Origin of the sequence: Hymenobacter lapidiphilus, from assembly GCF_003417065.2 — a bacterium.
In the GTDB taxonomy this organism is placed as follows: domain Bacteria; phylum Bacteroidota; class Bacteroidia; order Cytophagales; family Hymenobacteraceae; genus Hymenobacter.
Window position 1 is genome coordinate 1 of sequence record NZ_QVLT01000020.1, and the last position, 17,614, is coordinate 17,614.

At 56.3% G+C, this 17,614-nt stretch carries 18 protein-coding genes; 11 read left to right on the forward strand and 7 right to left on the reverse strand.

Annotated elements, in window-relative coordinates; translation table 11 throughout:
• The 4 genes from D0N36_RS12520 to D0N36_RS12535 all read left to right on the forward strand — a co-directional run.
• Positions 1-1,231, forward strand: a 1,231-nt coding sequence (locus D0N36_RS12520) for a LamG-like jellyroll fold domain-containing protein (RefSeq protein ID WP_116941981.1), incomplete at its 5' end; no start/stop codon positions are given.
• Positions 1,228-1,926: a hypothetical protein gene (locus tag D0N36_RS12525; RefSeq protein ID WP_147320853.1), complete on the forward strand. Its 699-nt coding sequence runs from the start codon at positions 1,228-1,230 to the stop codon at positions 1,924-1,926. The genes D0N36_RS12520 and D0N36_RS12525, both read left to right, overlap by 4 nt.
• Before the next feature lie 15 nt (positions 1,927-1,941).
• Positions 1,942-2,151, forward strand: a complete 210-nt coding sequence (locus tag D0N36_RS12530; RefSeq protein ID WP_116941985.1) for a type II toxin-antitoxin system PemK/MazF family toxin — start codon at positions 1,942-1,944, stop codon at positions 2,149-2,151.
• Positions 2,152-2,631: 480 nt separating this feature from the next.
• On the forward strand, positions 2,632-3,132 hold the full coding sequence (locus tag D0N36_RS12535; protein WP_190242654.1) for a DNA-binding protein: 501 nt from the start codon (positions 2,632-2,634) through the stop codon (positions 3,130-3,132).
• A gap of 290 nt (positions 3,133-3,422) precedes the next feature.
• Here the strand turns inward: D0N36_RS12535 and D0N36_RS12540 are convergent, their stop codons facing one another.
• Genes D0N36_RS12540 through D0N36_RS12550 form a run of 3 tightly spaced genes read right to left on the reverse strand, consistent with a single transcriptional unit; the run spans position 3,423 to position 5,024 of the window.
• The gene (locus D0N36_RS12540) at positions 3,423-3,827 is read right to left on the reverse strand and encodes a PIN domain-containing protein (RefSeq protein WP_165768408.1); all 405 of its coding nucleotides are present in this window, start codon (positions 3,825-3,827) and stop codon (positions 3,423-3,425) included.
• Positions 3,817-4,044, reverse strand: a complete 228-nt coding sequence (locus tag D0N36_RS12545; RefSeq protein ID WP_242434753.1) for a hypothetical protein — start codon at positions 4,042-4,044, stop codon at positions 3,817-3,819. The genes D0N36_RS12540 and D0N36_RS12545 overlap by 11 nt, the downstream gene beginning before the upstream one ends.
• Before the next feature lie 14 nt (positions 4,045-4,058).
• Positions 4,059-5,024 (reverse strand): replication initiation protein, encoded by a 966-nt coding sequence (locus tag D0N36_RS12550; protein ID WP_116941991.1) that lies wholly within the window; start codon positions 5,022-5,024, stop codon positions 4,059-4,061.
• A gap of 529 nt (positions 5,025-5,553) precedes the next feature.
• Here D0N36_RS12550 and D0N36_RS12555 point away from each other — a divergent pair.
• From D0N36_RS12555 to D0N36_RS12575, 5 genes are all read left to right on the forward strand, one after another.
• Positions 5,554-5,820 carry a hypothetical protein gene (locus D0N36_RS12555; RefSeq protein ID WP_147320854.1) on the forward strand — a complete coding sequence of 89 codons (267 nt, stop codon included), beginning with the start codon at positions 5,554-5,556 and terminating at the stop codon, positions 5,818-5,820.
• 1,036 nt (positions 5,821-6,856) lie between these two features.
• On the forward strand, positions 6,857-7,237 hold the full coding sequence (locus D0N36_RS12560; RefSeq protein WP_116941995.1) for a plasmid mobilization protein: 381 nt from the start codon (positions 6,857-6,859) through the stop codon (positions 7,235-7,237).
• The gene (locus D0N36_RS12565; protein ID WP_116941997.1) at positions 7,234-8,196 is read left to right on the forward strand and encodes a relaxase/mobilization nuclease domain-containing protein; all 963 of its coding nucleotides are present in this window, start codon (positions 7,234-7,236) and stop codon (positions 8,194-8,196) included. The genes D0N36_RS12560 and D0N36_RS12565 overlap by 4 nt, the downstream gene beginning before the upstream one ends.
• A gap of 18 nt (positions 8,197-8,214) precedes the next feature.
• Positions 8,215-8,901: a hypothetical protein gene (locus D0N36_RS12570; RefSeq protein ID WP_147320855.1), complete on the forward strand. Its 687-nt coding sequence runs from the start codon at positions 8,215-8,217 to the stop codon at positions 8,899-8,901.
• Between the two features lie 172 nt (positions 8,902-9,073).
• A complete protein-coding gene (locus D0N36_RS12575) occupies positions 9,074-10,558 on the forward strand; it encodes a T9SS type A sorting domain-containing protein (RefSeq protein ID WP_116942001.1) in 1,485 nt (494 codons plus the stop codon).
• Positions 10,559-10,672: 114 nt separating this feature from the next.
• Here D0N36_RS12575 and D0N36_RS12580 read toward each other — a convergent pair whose 3' ends face one another.
• The 4 genes from D0N36_RS12580 to D0N36_RS12595 all read right to left on the reverse strand — a co-directional run bounded on the left by D0N36_RS12580 (position 10,673) and on the right by D0N36_RS12595 (position 12,780).
• The gene (locus tag D0N36_RS12580) at positions 10,673-11,008 is read right to left on the reverse strand and encodes an ACT domain-containing protein (protein WP_147320856.1); all 336 of its coding nucleotides are present in this window, start codon (positions 11,006-11,008) and stop codon (positions 10,673-10,675) included.
• A gap of 401 nt (positions 11,009-11,409) precedes the next feature.
• Positions 11,410-12,027 (reverse strand): recombinase family protein, encoded by a 618-nt coding sequence (locus D0N36_RS12585; protein WP_116942003.1) that lies wholly within the window; start codon positions 12,025-12,027, stop codon positions 11,410-11,412.
• 288 nt (positions 12,028-12,315) lie between these two features.
• Positions 12,316-12,414 carry an IS1096 element passenger TnpR family protein gene (locus D0N36_RS20275; protein WP_116942005.1) on the reverse strand — a complete coding sequence of 33 codons (99 nt, stop codon included), beginning with the start codon at positions 12,412-12,414 and terminating at the stop codon, positions 12,316-12,318.
• A 105-nt stretch (positions 12,415-12,519) separates the two neighbouring features.
• Positions 12,520-12,780 carry a hypothetical protein gene (locus D0N36_RS12595; protein ID WP_207190725.1) on the reverse strand — a complete coding sequence of 87 codons (261 nt, stop codon included), beginning with the start codon at positions 12,778-12,780 and terminating at the stop codon, positions 12,520-12,522.
• Positions 12,781-12,979: 199 nt separating this feature from the next.
• Here D0N36_RS12595 and D0N36_RS12600 point away from each other — a divergent pair, with 199 nt between their 5' ends.
• Both D0N36_RS12600 and D0N36_RS12605 read left to right on the forward strand, forming a co-directional pair.
• On the forward strand, positions 12,980-15,988 hold the full coding sequence (locus D0N36_RS12600) for a hypothetical protein (RefSeq protein WP_190242655.1): 3,009 nt from the start codon (positions 12,980-12,982) through the stop codon (positions 15,986-15,988).
• Positions 15,982-17,409 (forward strand): ATP-dependent DNA helicase, encoded by a 1,428-nt coding sequence (locus tag D0N36_RS12605; protein WP_116942012.1) that lies wholly within the window; start codon positions 15,982-15,984, stop codon positions 17,407-17,409. Before D0N36_RS12600 ends, D0N36_RS12605 begins: the two co-directional genes overlap by 7 nt.
• Positions 17,410-17,614 lie beyond the last annotated feature (205 nt).

A 17,614-nucleotide genomic window follows, 5' to 3' on the forward strand; every position in this document is an offset into this window, starting at 1 on the left:
ACTGGGCGTGTGCGGTACTCTGGCCGGCAACAACCCCAACGTTATCAATACCGCGAACCGCAATGAGGCCCTGGCCTTCGATGGTCTTGACGACCTGGTAACCATCCCGAACAACGGGAGCCCGCTGAACAGTTTGAGTACGCAGTTTACCGTGGAAGCCTTTATGCGCTCTGATGGGGCTGGCCCTGAGGGCTGGATGGCGACCACCCTGGTATCGAACCGGCAACCGCACCCCACTACGGGACAGGTACGCGGCCTGCTCTTTACGCTTTACACGGGCCATATGCTGCTACAGCTCGACGGGATGAACTACGGCCACGACCAGGCGGCTACCCTAGTGCCGGCCGATGGGCAGAGCCACCACGTAGCCGTGTCGCGCGACCAGAACAACCAGGTACGCTTTTATCTTGACGGGCAGGCCGTGGCCTACTCGCCGGTTACGGCGCGCAGTCCGGGTTCTACCGCCGATTGGCGGATAGGCGGGGATAGTCCCTACGGCGAAGCCTCCTCGTCGGCTAGCTCGCGCAGTTCGGGCTCTACCGCTGAGTGGCGCATAAGCGGGGACAATAGCTCCTACGGCGAAGGCTACTTTCGGGAGTTCTTTACGGGGCATATCGGGGAAGTGCGGATTTGGAACGCGGCCCGCACGCCGCAACAGATTCGGCAGAGCATGACGAGCCGGTTGAACCCGCAAAGCGGCCTGGTGGCCTACTACGACATGCAGGATGCTGCCGCCAGTGGTAGCCTCGTGGATTTATCGGGAAATTTTGCTACCGCCAACCGAGGGTTGCTGCCCACCGCCGAAACCGCCGACCCGACCTGGATGACCCGTTGCGCGATTCCGTCGGCGGTGCAGGGCAATTTCCGGCTGGCGGCTGGTACATCTACGGCTCCGGCAGCCCGCTACGGGGCTACGCAGCCCGACACGACCGGCCAGGCTCGCTCGGCTACCGCCATCCCGCTCCAGGCAAGCCGCCTGGAGGCCAGCCTTTATCCCAATCCGGCCTCGGGCACGGTGCTGCTCCGCTTCGAGCAGCCCGTAGCCGGCCTGGTACGGGTGCGGGTGCTGGATATGCTGGGCCTGGAAAAGACCCGCCTCGAACAGGCGGCCCCGACTACTCCGGGGCCCCGCACGCTCACGCTGCCGCTGCACAAGCTGCCCGCCGGCCCCTACGTGGTAGAAATACAGACTCCTGGTGCCCGTCACACTTTACGCCTTGCCGTCCAATGAAACACCTATGCTTCTTCCGCTGGCCACTGCTGCTGGCCGGCCTGTTCCTGCTTTCCGCCTGCCCTAAAGCGGAGCCCGAACCGCCGGCCATTCCGTTGCCGGCTGAGTTAAAGGCCTACACGCTGTTCCGCCCTGGTACGTACTGGGTCTACCAGGATTCGGCTTCCCGACAGCTTGACAGCGTGTGGGTGGTAGCGACAACTGATTCTGTTAAGCGCATGTACGATCAATTAAGACTCACTGATAAATATGAGGTATTCTTCATGAAGACTCAATCTAGTCTAGGTGGCCCGCAACGGACCTACAGCGTATTTCGGCTATGCGGAGGCATGAAGCCGCAGGATGCTGTTGGAGGCAATTTTCCCTGCTGGGCTATTATGCGGGGCCTGTCGCTGCCCAACAGCACGGCCGACGAGGGCGATTCGGACGTGTTTGCCTACCGCATCGACTGGACGCTGCCTATCAACCCGAGTACGCTCAGCGTGATGACTCCGCGCTGGCACCCTGGCCCCTACCCGCTAGGCAATGCCAGCTACCGCGACGTGGTGGAGGTGCGCCTGGCCCAGGATGCCTCCGAGTACGGCTGGCCCAGTCACTACTACTGGGCCCCAAACGTGGGCATTGTGCGCCACCGCCGCTGGCGGGGTCACCAGGTCAGCACCTGGACACTCGTGCGCAGCCGCATCGTGCAGTAGCGAACGAACCGCTACCTGCGCACGGTGACCATTGTGGCTCTGACCAGCACCCGGCGCGACTACCCCTCCCGGGTGGACTGCACCTTCCAGGGCAAGGAAGGCCAAGTCGCCCTCGACCATATCCGCTCAGTGGATAAAACCCGCTTGGTCCGTCGGCTGGGCTTGCTGTCCAAAAGCACGGCACAAGCCATGTGTGAGCGGCTACAGGAGATGTTTCAGTATTGACTCTCCCCTTCGTAAACACCACCGGCCCGCTGCTTACAGCGCGTGTGTTTACGCCCAGTCATAGCGTGCGCCATGACGAGGTTGATAGAACAGGGTGAGCTGTCCTTCATCGCCACCACGCAGGACTAGGTGCAGCACGTGCCTCGTACGCGCGCGGTGCTGGTGCCAGTGATGACGCCGAAATTCCGGTGGTGCGATGGCATCCGAACGTTTCGTCGGTAACAGTGGCCGCGTTGATGTGCGGTCCAGGCCCAGTATTTCTTGGCTTGTTTCATTAGAGCGGTTAGGTAAGTACCTACCGCTCGTGTGAGGTTGAATGAAAACGCTTCATGAGTGAAAAAGAGAAAAGATGCGTTGAATTGATGATTAGTAAGAGAGTAATTGCTTGACTAGTCATTGATTAAGGTATGACTAGTCAAGCAGCAGATGAGTAGCATTAGAAGGGTGGTATATTGCCGGCTCTGACTAGTCACGCGTTCTATGGAAAGTGCTTCTACATTTCTGACTATAAAGCAAGCTGCTCAGCAGGTTAACAAGTCAGAGCAGACTATCCGGCGACTAGTCAAGCAATACGCTAAGACTAGTCATATCCAGATTGAGCAGGCCTCCAAAGGCAGCACATATCTGATTAGTCAGACGTTTCTCGCGCAGCAATACCCTACCCCTGCCGAGCCGTTACCAATCATCATTGAGCCAGAACCAGGACCTACCATAGCAAACCTACGCCAGCAATTAGCAGAGCGTGATGAGACGATTCAGCAGTTGCAACACCGCCTGCTAGAGCAAAACGACGTGCTGAACGCGCTGACTACTCAAGTGAATAGTCAGCGCATCGGACGTATTGAGGAACTGCTACTTAGCCAAAACGAACAGCTTGGCGAATTGCAAAAGCGTCTGCCCGAACCCCCCGAAGTATTGGAGTTGCCCTCCGCACTGACGCCCCCAAGAAAGGGATTATGGCAGCGGCTATTTGGCTCGTGATGGCCAGCAACTCTTGTAAGTTCTGACTAGTCAGATGGTTACTCAAATGACTAGTCAGAAGGGTAATCACTTTGATGATGAGTGGGTTTCGTGTTGACCTAGCCGGTCACGTTTGAGTGCGGCCCGCAGACGGGCGGCATTAGCAGGGGAGGACAGCAGGTGTGCGGTTTCGTCCAGGACTGCCGCCTTTGCCGCCTGGCCCCGGAGCTTGACGAAGGGTAAGCTGCGCAGTAACTCCAGCATGAAGGCTGCCCGGTGCTCCGGTACTTCCAGCGTGATTCTCATAGGGGCTACGTAGCTTCTTTAACCAAGACCAGGCCCAGGGGCGGAAGGTGGTCAAAGTCATTATCGGTGGTGTGCAGCGGTAAATCCAAATAGAGGGCCGTAGCGGCAATCCAGAGGTCGTTCTTGCCCATGTTGCGGGCGGAGAGTCCCGAGGGCAGTGGCTGGCCCCGTAAGCGGCCCTGACTGTAGGCATCGAGGCGGGCGTAGAGGCTGGCCAGCTCAGGCACGAAGCCGACCAAGGGGTAACGCTCCAATAATTGCCGCAGGAAGGCGACCTTCTGGTAGCCCCAATCGGCTTTGAGGGCGAAGGCTTCTAACTCGCCGACAACAGCAAAGGGCAGCACGGCCCGCAGCGGCAGTTGCTGTTGCCGGCGCAGGTGAGCGATAACGATGTTGGTATCAAAGACCACGGGCGGCGTCTTGGCGTTCTTGCTGCAACAGCTCGTCCATGCGCTCATTCTCCTCCGCCGTGAAGCCCAGGTCAGGGATAGGTAAGGGAGCAGCTGGGGCTACGGCGTCGAGGAAGCGTTGCACGCCCCAGCGCTTGATGTCGGCCGGCGAGTAGTAGGTGAGCTGTCCCCAGCGCAAGGCGGGGATAGCATCCGGGGAAGTGAGGGAAGTGGCCATGCGTAGAGGAGGGGTTAGGCAGGGGTGGATTTAGGAGCTTTGGCGGCGACCAGGCCCAGGCGCACGAGCAGCAGACCCCCGGGATTGCGGGCGGCTTTGACCTTGCCCGTTTTCAGGTCGTGGTTGTAGCGGTTGACTTCCACGACGTGGGCGGCGCTGCTCAAGATGGTCTGCCGGTGTTTGGCATCGGTGATGCGCAGCTCGTCGAGGATGCGGGCGGCGTTGTCATAGTGGCTTTGCTGCACGCCAGCCAGGGATTCGTTGGTGGCCACAAAGTCGAAAGGGATGGTTTGGGCCAGGGCTTGCGATTTGATAGTAAAAACGATGTTTTTGTAGCTACGGCCTACTTTTTCTAGCTCATAGTCAATCTGCAAATCTGTTTTCTCGTTAATCTGCCTCACGCTGATATCCAGCACCTTCTTTTTGAACATGGAAATGTCCGCGTACTCTTCCTTGCCCTTCTCATTCGCTAGGCCCAAGGTCTTCTTGAGTTCTAGGATGGTAGCTCCAGGGGTGAGCCCTTTATCCTTCCACTGGCTACAAATCTGATATATCCTCTTAGCATGTTTGCTAGTCAGATTCAAGGCTGCTTGCAACTGAAACGAGGTGTAATTATTCTTCAGGTCGAATAGATATTGGGTAGCATATTCATTGAATTCTACTTCTATAGTTCCAGCTCCTAAGATGTAATCAATCCGCTTGAATAAGACGAGCTGGCGGAATACGTCACGGCCTTTGTGAATCGTTTTAACCTCGTGCACTCTCCCCATCATGTCCTTGGTAGACAGTCTTAACTGCTTGTAGTTGTACTGCTTACCAGTTGCTTTCTCCATATCGGGCACTGATATTTGATAAACTGAGTCTGGAGCATCTTTCTGGAGCTTGGATAAGAGGACTAGGAAGATATTTGATTGAGTATCGGTGTACTCATATCGGGCGTTCGTTAACGCATTATGCTGACGAACCTCTTTGTTTTCCATACTTATAGAGTTGATAACCTGCTGCAAAGATATAAAAGCCAACCGTTGTTACAATAGTTGGCAAACCAAATTATAAAAGGTTGGGGTTGACTTATAAAAGGTTGGGTCCAGACTTATGAAAGGTTGGGTTTAGCTTATGAAAGGTTGGTTTTTAGCTTATGAAAGGTTGGGTTTGGCTTATAAAGGGTTGGTTTTAAACCTCATAAGGCACTGTAAGACAAATACTTATGAGGCCCTCAAATAGAACAAATAGATTCAAATACACCAATTGGTGTTTCGCGCGAGGAAAAAGGCTTTTAGGGTGATGTTCAAATGGACAGCGGCACAGACCAAACAAAGGCACCAAAGTCCTATATATCAGAGACTCGCGAGTATTAAATAAATAGCATATAATTGATATTCAGATACTTGATTGCTAATATATACTCTAGTGTACCCTTTCCACCATAGCTTGGGAGTCCAGGACAGCGTTCAGGTCTCGCTTTGTGCTTTTGCCCCATTTATTGCCTTTCAGGTCTTATTTTGCAGCATGGCAGACCATGTTTTCAGGTTGAAGGATACGCCCATCGGAACGGTGCTCGTGAAGTTTTACCAGATTATCCCCTACACCGGCGAGGCGTTTACCAGAGCGAAGGCCCTTGATTTCTGGCACGCTACTCCAGGTTCCGGCAATTCGTGGAGCACCGCCCTCTACCAGGGGCCCATCAGCACCAATCACGTCCTGACTGAAGCCGTTGCCCAGCTGCACACCCGTTGCCCTGCCTGTACCGCCGTGCGCATTGAGCAAGCGGGCTAACTCGTTGAGCATGGTGCCGGAGTTATCCCAAACCGCGTATGTTTGTACTGTCCATCCGCCTTTAGTCCACGTACAAACGGCGACCCGGGCCGAGACCCAGATCGCCGTTATCGGGGTCGCACTAGACTAGGAACGGAAAACAACGCTAAGCCTTCGTAACCCCGAAAACAGGCTTTTTTTGTCTCAGTAAGTCAGTGGATAAGGTCAGAATGAGCCGTTGATAGATGAGATAAGCAAAAGTAACAGATTAGCTTGGTCGAAATCCCAACTTGGCAAAAACAACCTTGGTAGCGTTAAAACGGACGTTTTCTGAGATAGCCCGCTAGCTCAAGATTCCTTAGCGTTGTTTTCCGTTCCTAGTCTAGTGCGACCCCTTATCCTACGGATGCCCGAGCCAGTGACTAATCACCGCTCGGACTGCTCCCCCTACAGCTGCCTTGAGCAGTTCCAGGGAGATGCGGAACCAACTAGTCTGACCAGCTGGTTTCGCTTTTGCACGCTTACCCATAACTACCAGGTTGTAGGGTGTGCGAACCACCCACTTCCTGAAGCCCCGGTTGTTACAGCAGCCGGGGCTTCGTCTTTTCGGACGATGCGTTGGCGGGGTGACAACCGTGCAATGCGGCGAAGATAGAGGGGCTGTTACGAAACGAGTCAAACACAAAATGCAGTCACTCGTCAACTCAGCAGCAAAAGGGAATCGCTAAGGAGCCTACTAGTGTCAGCAATGAGGAAGTGGTAAAGTAGCAACAGGGACCAAGGCCGGTAACGTGCGAGTAGCGGTACCGGTAACGGTGCGGGTAACAGCCGGTAGCGGTACCAGTAGCGGCGGGTAACGGTGCGAGTAGTGGATTAGCAGGCGATTCTCCCGAGGTTAGGAGACAGAGTAGAGCGGTAGGTTGTAGAACCGGGCAGGATTCGTACCTTGAGTCCCGTAGTAGCTCGTTCTATTGCCGGAGCAAGTTATGTTTTTCGCTTCGCTCAAAACCCGTTCGCCCGTTAGGCTCACTGAACTTGCTCCTTTGGAGACCTGCCCATGACACCGGACCAACCCGTTCCAGCACCCCGCCGTCGAGGCCGTCAGCCCAAGACAACGCCCCACCAGTCACATACCGTTTCGGTGCGGCTGACAGAGGCGGAGCACCAGGAACTGGCCACCGAGGCGAAGACCTACCGCAAGTCGATGGGCGAGGTCTTGCGGTCGGTGTGGGCCGGTACCCCCGACGCGGCCCGGCCACCGCGGCCGCGCACGGTGGAGGAAGTGGCCCAACTTCGACAGCTCGTCGGCATGGCCGGCAACCTGAACCAACTCACCAAGCAGCTGCACGCCGGCCACAACGTGAGCGAAGCGGCCCGGCAGGTGCTGGTGCAACTCTACCGGCTGCTCGATGAGTTGGCCCCAGACTCAACGCGATGATTGGCAAAGTGAAAATCGGCAAGAGCTTCGGCGCTATCTGCCAGTATGTATTTGGGGAGGAGAAGGGGGCGGAGGTGCTGGCCAGCGAGGGCGTGCGGGGTAGTTCGGCCGCGCACATGGCGGCCGACTTCAACGCGCAGCGGGAGTTGAACCCGAATCTGGGCAAGGCCGTGATGCACGTGGCGCTGGCCTGGCCAGCGGAGGAGAAGGAGCGGCTGAGCAATGAGCGGATGGAGGAGCTAGCCCGCGCCTATCTGAAAGAAATGAAAGTGGACCCAGAGGGGACGCAGTGGGCACTGGTACGGCACCACGACCAGGCTCACCCGCACTCACATCTAATTATCAACCGGGTTGATAACCAAGGGGCCACGGTGAGCGACCAACACAACTACCGCAACAGTCAGGAGGCGTGCCGTAAGCTGGAGAAGCAGTACGGGTTGGTGAGTGCCCAGGCCGTGAGCCAGGACAACCGTCGCGCCGTGCGCGAGCAGCTGCCGGCGCGGGCCGCGGCCAAGCTCTTTCTGCAGGACGCGCTGAGTCGGCACCTGCCCCATGCCACGAGCGCCGAGGAGCTGACGGCCGCCCTGCAACGGGACGGTATCGGGGTGCAGGCCACTTACCAGAAGGGGCAGTTGCAGGCCGTGGTGTTTGAGCGGGAGGGCCTGCATTTGAAAGGCAGTGAGGTTGGCCGGGGGTACAGCGGCAACAACCTAGCGAAGACGCTGGCCGCGCAGCAGCACCAGGTGCAGCAGCAGCGGTCGGCGGTCGGGGAAGCCGGCCAGCAATACGGCCAGCACCGCGTAGCGCTCGACTTGGAGGCCTTCGGCCGCGAGTACGCGGCGCAGCAGCAGACTGATAAAGCCCAGCAACAGGCCCAGGAACGGGCCGCTACGCAACAAGCCCCTAAACCCGCGCAACGGACGATTGAGCGCAGCGGGGGCTTCCAATTAGGTGATTAATCTTCTTTCCCTTTTGTCATGCATCCTTCTTCCCCACCGCCCCCACCCAGCAACGGCGTAGCCATTCTGATGGCCGAAATTGAGCGTATTGCCCAAGAGCTACGCGCCCTGGACAAACGGCCCTTACCGGCGACCGAGGATCAGGTAAAGGCACTGGTAACGCTGGCCGAGCGCGACCGGCCGCTGACGCTGAGCGTCAACAGCGAGGCCGTGGCCAAGCTACTGATGGGTAAAGTGGACCAGCAGACGAAGGCGTTTGAGGAGGTGTGCACTAAGCTAATTCGGCTGGTAGATGACCGGACCGACTACCTTAACGAGCAGCTAACGGCCAAGTTAGTGGGGTTGCAGCAAGCGCAAACGAAGTTGGCCGTTACTATTCAGGACATCCCGCGTGAGGTGGCCGTCAACTGGCGGACGCACTGGAAGGCAACGGCCTCAATAGCCCTGGGGCCGGTGGTGCTCGTGTTGCTGATGCTCTGGTTTACGGGTATGTTCTCGCGGGTGCCGCAGCAGGAGTTAGCCCAGGCCCAGGCCCAGACAACGCAGGCTCAGACGAAAGCGACGCGCATGACGGAAGAGGTACAGAAGTACCAGCAATTCCGGGCAGCATTAGCTAAAGACCGGCCAGAGATAGCCTACAAATACTTTCCGTATCCCACTGACCCTAAACCAGCTAAAAAAGAGAACAAGCGAGTAAAGCGTTGATAGGGTGTTGTTAAACAAATAGGGGAAAACCTCTGACTCGCAAGCCAAACAGTTCGAATGATGCCGATAAGGCATAAATGCGCCGCAAGGGTGTTGGCCCAAGCTTTTAACCAAGGCCAATTTTCTAACTTGAAGAGAGTAAATTATTCATTGCATTAATCCGTCCACTGCTATGCGTCATCATTTTCTCTTGTGTGTATGCCTATCTTTTTTGAGTAGTGTTCCTACTTATGCCCAAAAGGAGACCACCACATGGTACTTTGGTCGTAACGCCGGGTTCGATTTTTCTCAGGGTTCGCCGGTCTCAATAGAGCAGAACGGGCTCACTAGGCTCGGTATTGGTATCGTAGTCCAGTCAGATCCACAGACGGGGCAACTACTCTTTTACAGCGACGGCGAACAGGTATGGAACCGTAACCACCAACTCATGCCCCACGGCCAACAGCTTCGAGGTTTTTTCTTCCTGCCGCAGGGTGTACTCGCCGTACCCGTACCAGGGCAAGCGCGCCAATACTACCTCTTTACCATGCAGAGCAGCCAACTCACGCCGGCCACGCTCTCTTACTCTCGCCTCGACATGGGGCTAGACGCGGGCTTAGGCGACGTGGTCGAGACCGAGAAAAACCAGTCGCTGGTCGGCACCTTCAGCCACCAACTCACAGCCATTCCACACACGAACGGACAGGCTTATTGGGTCATTGCTCCCGAATGGAGCACCAACCAGTTTTTCATCTATTTGGTCGATGTGCAGGGCATTAGCTTATCCCATAAGTTAGCTATAGGACTGGCCCAGACACCAAAAATTGACTTTGATGGCGGGTACCTGAAGCCTTCACCCGATGGCAAAAAGCTCGCTTACAGCATTGGTGGAAACTTTGCATTGAGCCTGTTCGATTTTGATGCTACCACGGGGCTATTAAGCAACTACCTCAACTTAGGCACTCTTTTTAATGAAAGTGGAATCTCCTTCTCCCCGGATAACTCCAAACTCTATGTGAGTCACTTTGATGTAGTTGACCAAGAGAAGAGGCTCCGGGCCGTCATCAGCCAGTATGACTTGGCGGCGGGCAGCGGAGCCGCCATTGCCGCATCGCGCTTAAGTATTATTGCGAATAACCCGACTACCAATATTCGAGCAGATGAACAGGGGGCAAATGGATACTATACGTTTCAATTAGGACCAGACGGCCGCCTGTACGGCAATAGCGGGTATGAAGACCGCTTTTTACCGCGCCTGCCTAACCAACACTATATGTATGTCATCAACTATCCCAACCGCCGGGGCTTTGCCTGTGACGTACAAGCGCAACCGTTCTCCTTTCCCGATTCGAACGTCGGACCAGGTTTACCTAACTTTATCCAAAGCTCGTTCAACGGCTTAGAACCAAAGCAGGAGCCGCCACTACCATGCGCTGATATTGCGCTGGTGCTGTTTCCCAACCCTGCCTCTCGTACCGTGCAGCTACAGGTTCCGACAGCCTGCTTTAGTCCGTATCAACTCCGACTATACAATGCAGTGGGGCAATTCATTTTCCAGACTAACATATCTACTGCTCTTTCGGCCCCAATCGACATAGGTAACTTAGCGGCAGGTGTTTACTATTTTCAATCTCGTTTTTCTGATAAGGTAATTACTATAAAACTTTTGAAAGAATAGATAATTCATAGCATTGCTCTGGTTTAGCCTTTAAATTATTAATTTGTGATGAAGCCGACAGTAAATTATATGTCAGCTCCATCACAAATTATTTATGAGATGATATTGTAGAATTTATTCAAAAAAATCTGCTTTAGGTCTGCTATTTTGGGATATTCCGTCACTGGCTCTTATCTGAAAGAAAGCGCCACTAAAATCAGCAAACTCAACTGTCGTAAAGTTGAAATATATTTCTCTGTTAGGATTTACTTGAGCATCGGAAGGAACATCTTGACCAGTAGGAAAAGTCTGTGGAGCTGGAGCGGGTAGCTGCCTTTCTTCCGCAATCCAACGGGCTGGTGCGCCTGCAGATGCATCGCCACCCGCTGCCCAATCATTAGCTGCTGGATGCGCTGCAGCAGTACTTTGGGTGTTGTTAAACAAATAGGGTAAAACCTCCGACTCGGGCATACCACTGCCTGGATTTCCTAATTAGCGACCTGTTGGACAATATGTTAGCTGGCATGTGGCCGGAATGATAGCCTTAACGTTCGTTTTCGCTAGCCACTTTTGATTGCGTTAAGGTGCGTGTAATACTATCGGGTTTTCGATGCTCTTACGCCGATTTTGCACCTTATCACGAGCGACAGGGCCATTTGGCCACGGACTCGGAGGTTTTACCCTATTTGTTTAACAACACCCTACTTTAGACTCGTCCAGCGTCAGGCCCATGCTGGCTAAGCTAAGGTCTTCGCGGCTCTAGGTGAACACGTCTCCGAGAAGGGGCTCGTCGCCTTCCGACAGGTACGCCACCAGCTGTAGTTTAAAGTTCATGGCAGCAAGTAATTTTCATGGCAGCCAGTAATTAAGGATTACAACAAGGTCTTCACTTTACGCACCGTATTGATGGCCACGTCGCACAACTTGGCCGTTTTGCGCACGCTCAGGCCCGCACGTAGCTGCCGAGCGACGGCGGCATACTTTTTCAGAAAGACGGCCTTTTCTTCCGTTGCGCCTACCGGGCGGCCAATCCGGATGCCTTGCCGCCGCGCTTCGTCCATGCCGGAGATAATGCGTTCGCGCAGGGTCTCGCGTTCGAGACGGGCAAACTCGGCCAACAGCGTGAACATAAACTGGGCGACCGGATTGCGTTTGCCGTTTTTGAGGGTTTCAATCCCAAAGTTTTGGACGTAGATACTGATGCCCAGCTGCGTCAGCTCCTCGACAATTTGCAGCACTTCCACCGTGGAGCGACCCAGGCGCGAGACTTCGCTCACTAATACTTTCTGGATAGTGCCCCGGCGACTCAGTTCCAGCAACTGCTGAATGCCCTCCCGGTCCTGATTCCGCTTGGCGCCGCTAATCTTCTCCGAAATCTCGGCCACGACCTGCACCGCCTGGTTCTGGGCAACGGCGCGCAGGTCTTCTACCTGCCGCTGATACTCCTGCTCCTTTTTGGAGACGCGCACGAAAATGACGGCCTGTTGCATGGCGCAAAGCTACCCGGGATGTATCAACTAAACCACTTGGTTTTCTTGATACAGTTTTCAGGATTTAAAATCCGCGAAGAAATAGTCGTAGCCGCCCTGCGAATACAGGAAATCGGGACTACCCTTAAGTTGCTACACTTTCGCTAGGCGTTCGTTGACCTGGTCTTTGTCGAAGTGCTCCGGGCGGGAGGTCCAAAACCAGGTCGGCACGTCGTCGTCCCAGATATCCTCACCGGCCAGCAGGCGGTCACGGGCTTCGTAGGCCCAGCTGAACTGGGCCAGCGTGCGCTAGATGTAGCCCTCGGGACCGCCGACCTCTTCCGGTGGGCAGGCCCGGCGACCACTCACGCACACCGGATGGGCTGACAGAGTAATTGGGGGCCGCACCTTTAGACTGCCGCCAGCCGGTCAGTACCGGATAAAATAGAAGCAGCTGGTTGAGGCATGGCGTTCATCGACAAAAACGGATTTTCAAGTTAAGCTAGAAGACAGTTACCCCCGAGACTGCCCCTCACTTTTTGACACTCTCAGGCGCAGCTTGCCGGTGACTGGCAGCAAGCCGAGCAGCAAATGGGCCAGCAATAGATAATTGAGCTCGGTTTCGCGGAAAAAGTCCTGAATCCGTGTCTCATTCGAGACGGGTTTGACCGCGTCGTTGAGGTGCTGGGCTACTTCGCAGAATTGTACGTTGCAGCTCTTGATCAGACCGATAACGAATTGGTCAATAAACTTTTGGCGCGACAGATGGCTCACGATGGGCAGCTGTCGCAAAAGGTGGTAAGTTTGGTTCTGAGGCCTTGCTTCACGGGGCTGAACGGGTTTGGTGGCTAGGAATACCAAAGGTCGGACTGCCCCGTTTTTAGCCGCAAAATTTAGCAGGGTAGAGTACTTAATAATCCGATCCCACTCATCATCTTTTCTCCTTATCACTTGTTTTTTAATTCGCATTTTTATGAAACACTGGTACGTCACGCTCATGGTACTTTTGCTCGCTACGGCGAGCCTGGCCCAATCTCTTTCTCCCACCTTGGCTATCCGAAGTCGCGAGATATCCCGAATTGATGGTCAGTTCTCGTTTGAAGTGGCGATGGTTGCCCAGACTACCGGACAGGCCAGCTATAATTTACATTTAGCAGAATCCGGCCTGCCGCTGCGCAACAACACGGCTGCCCGTAGTTATGCCGTATTCAATCAATATGTAGAACCGGGCGACACGTTGCGCTCAACTATAACAGTTGAATACGATGTCAACCGCATCCCGTTCGCGCTGGAAAAACTTCTGGTACGACTGGTAAATCCGGCCGGAGACCTGGTAGCCTCGGCACCCGCCTTCGTGTTCTTTACGCCGTACCAAACGGTGGAAGTATGGAATCGGACTGACCTCGACAACCTAAACCGGGTATGGGACGTGCCTAATACGGGCGTTGCCCCCACGCGGCGATACGTCAGCGAAAGGGATATCCCGCTTTCCGATCTTACTGACGATGAACTAGCCGATCCGGACGTACCTAAAAAGCTGAAATCCATTGTTGGTCTCGCTTACAGCATTCCAATGAAGGATGTGGGCCAGGACTCGGAAGAAGGGGAAGCCGAGTTGGAGGATTTAGAAGGTATCAGCCAACGTGGGATGCTTGTCCGCCACACCTGGAGTGCCGCCGTATCGGGGCGGGTGCTGACGGAGCAGTGGAACGGCCGGTCTTCTACGGTGCGGGCGGCTTTTCCGCTGGCAGTTAGTGGAATTCGGGTAGAGCTGTGGGATAAGGACGGTCTGCTGGACGACTTTCTGGCCAGCGCCACCACCGACGATGACGGACGTTTCACGATTAATTTCAGCAACACGCAGGGCAGCGAAGGCAGTTACCTGGAATTATACCTGAAAATAGAGGCTTCGGCCCCTGGCGGGGTGATACGGGTGATAAAGCGCATCGGCATTACGCGCAACGGTACGATCGGGCAAAGCAACCCTACCGGCCTGCACTTCGACACCCGGGCGCTGAACCTGGGCGACGTAGGCCCCAGCCACGATGACGTGAAGCCGCATCTGCTGCATTACGCCTGGCAGTCGCGCCGGTTTCTGGAGCGCAACGGGCTGGGTAGCGTGCTACCCAACTCGCAAAGCCAACCTCTCAAAATCATGATTTCGCCGCTGAACCTCCAGCAAGATCAAGCCCTCTTTATTCCGGGCGGGTACCGCAATGTTGCTGCTGGGACGCTGATAGCCGTGTTTGGGCGGTTCGGGTTTATTGGCCTGGGAGCGGGGGTCGTAACGGCAGCGGGCCTTACACTCTACCTTTCCAATGATGACTGCCTGTATATCGGCGAAAACCGTGAAACGGAGGAAGTAGCCTACCACGAGTTCGGGCACTACGTGATGTGGCACATGCAGAACCGCTCCTGGTCGGACCTAACCGCTAGCTTCGCCAAGCACGGCGACACCCGCAATGCCAATCCCGGCCTGGCCTGGACCGAAGGCTGGGCCGATGGTTTTTCGCGTATCATGGACGCGTACACCGTGCGCTACGACGGCGAGCGGGACGTGGACGATGGCGGAAACGGCAACGAGGATCGTACTGGATTTGACAGATTGCGTCAGCCTGTTTTGCGCAATGGGGCGGTAACGGACGAGTTTACGCTGACCCACGGCGTGTTATCTGAGTATTTTATCTCGACCACCATCTACGACTTGTGGGACGGGGCCAACAATCTAGCCCTGCGCTCCAACAGCCCCCTGGCGGCCACGACCACCGGGGGCGGCGCGCCCACGGGCAATGCCAATCCGCCCTTGCTCTTTACTGACGACATTCCCAGCAACCCGTTCGTGGGGCAGCGGCTGTTGGACGAATCCAGCCTTAGCTTCGCCGACCTGACGGCCCCCATCCGTTCCCGCCGGGGCAACGGTAGCTTCAGTGCCGGCTTATCGAGCGCCGCCGTCATTCAGGATATCACGCAGTACTATCAGTATTTGCTGCAAGACCTCGGCGACTGTGAGCAGAGCCGGCTGGCCGCCAACGTGTTTCTTATTAATCGTATCTCCGATTTTCCGACCCAACGCGGACTGCCGGCTACCGCCGCCCCCACTCAGCGACTGGGTACCGACGAGCTACAGCGTACGGCAACGCTTACCGAGCCCTTCTTTAAGAGAGATGGTGCTATTTTCTATCAGGATGGCGCTATCACCCTCCCGCTGACGCTCGACGTGAACGAGCTGAGCGGGGCGGCCCAGAGCTACAACCTGGCTGCGACCGTTGCCAGTGGTACCGGCCGCCTCAGCGACCCGCTCACGGTGCGAAGCGGGGCCAGGTTAGGCATTCATTTTGGCGCGGAGCGCGGCTACGCCGGCAGCGGACAAAATACGCTGGCTGGCAGCAATTTCTCGGCTAACCTGTGCGGGCGCTTTCGGCTGACACTCGCCGACGACGGCCGCCTGGAAGTAGGCGACGACGGCCGGGGCAACACGGCCGAGGTGAGCGTACAGGCCGGGGGCCTGCTGGATGCGCAGGCCAACAGCACGGTCCGGGTGAGTACCAATTCCGTCATTCATTTTTTAGCGGGGTCGGCGCTGGTGGTGCGCAACGGGGCTACGCTTATCGTCAATGGAGGGGTGCGCCTGGAAGCAGGCTCGTTTTTGTGCGTGGAAACCGGGGCCAATCTGGTGTTCGCGCCGGGCAGCGTACTGTACGTCGACCCAGGGGCCTCTTTGGGGTTGCCGGCTAGCTTTGGACTGCCGCCGTTGGCCTGCTCGCCCGAACTGGGCGTGTGCGGTACTCTGGCCGGCAACAACCCCAACGTTATCAATACCGCGAACCGCAATGAGGCCCTGGCCTTCGATGGTCTTGACGACCTGGTAACCATCCCGAACAACGGGAGCCCGCTGGCGGGCGGGGACAACCGGAGGACAGCAAAGCTAAGCCCCGCCCCTACGTCGTGCTGCTATGAGGTATCTTTGCTGAACCTATGCTAACTGTCAGAACTCCGTCCGTCCGCGACTATTTCCCCTTCGAGCCCACGCAGGACCAATCGACCCTGTTTCAGCAGCTCGATGGATTTCTGAAGGACGACCTGCCGGGCCGCAAGGCCTTCGTGCTGCGGGGCTACGCCGGCACCGGCAAAACCACCGTGGTCAGCGCCCTCGTGCAATGGCTGCACCAGATGGGCCGCAAATACGTGCTGATGGCCCCCACCGGCCGCGCTGCCAAAGTCATGGGTACTTACTCGGGCGTGGCCGCCAGCACCATCCACAAGAAAATATACCGCCAGACCAGCGGCCAGCCGGCCCAAGGCCTCACGTTTCAGCGCCAGCCCAACCGCGCCCAGGATACGCTTTTTATAGTCGATGAAGCCTCGATGATTTCCGATGAGAAGGCTTTCGGCTCGACCGGGCTGCTCGACGATTTGATGAGCTATGTGTTTGAGAAAACCAGCAACCGCCTGCTGCTCATCGGCGACACGGCCCAGCTGCCGCCGGTGGGCCAGCTGCTCAGCCCCGCCCTCGACCCCGACATGCTGCGCGACCGGTTCCGGGCCGAGGTGGGCTCGGTGGAGCTGCGCCAGGTGATGCGCCAGGCCGAAAAGTCGGGCATACTGATGAACGCTACCGTGCTGCGCGAGGAGCTGCGCCAGGATAACCCGAACATTCAGTTCTTCACCAAAGGCTACCCCGACATCTTTTCGATGGGAACCGACAAGCTCGAAGATGGCCTGCGCTGGGCCTACAAGCACTTCGGTTACGAGAACAGCACCATCATCTGCCGCTCCAACAAAAACGCCAACCAGTACAACCAGTACATCCGCCGCATCCTGTTCGAGGCCGAAGACGAGATTGAGTCGGGCGACTACCTGATGGTGGTGCGCAACAACTACTTCTGGCTCCCGCGCGACTCCGACATCGGCTTTCTGGCCAACGGCGACTTCGTGCAGGTGGTCAAAATTATCCGGCTCACCGAGGAGTTCGGCTTCCGCTTCGCCGATGCCCGCGTGCGCCTCGTCGATTATCCCGATGAGCCCGACCTGGAGGTGAAGCTGCTGCTCGACACGCTGCATACCGAAAGTCCCGGCCTGCCCGCCGACCGCAACAAAGCCCTTTACGAGGCCGTGAGCGAAGATTATGCTCATCTCGAAACCAAGAAGGAGCGGAGCGCGGCCGTGCGCAAAGACGCGTTCCTGAACGCGCTGCAGGTGAAGTTTGCCTACGCCCTCACCTGCCACAAAGCCCAGGGCGGCCAGTGGCAGGCCGTTTTCGTCGACCACGGCTACCTGAAGGAGGACATGGTGAACTCCGAATTCGCCCGCTGGCTTTACACGGCCATCACCCGCTCGTCGGAGAAGCTGTTTTTGCTCAACTTCAACCAGAAGCTGCTCGGCGACCCCGCCGAGGAGGACTAATTGTCATTCTGAGCAGTGTGAGGAATCTGGGGGAAATCGTGGCAGTAGTTTTGCCTAGAGTCCTCCTTCGTCTGAATGACAGAGCTGGCGCTGTCCGGTGAACTTCAACGTCTACCGACTGCGTTAGGCAGCAGCAACATTGGCCCGAAACTTGGCGGGTACACCCCAGTAGAATTTTTCGTACTTTCAACTGTCATTTACTTAT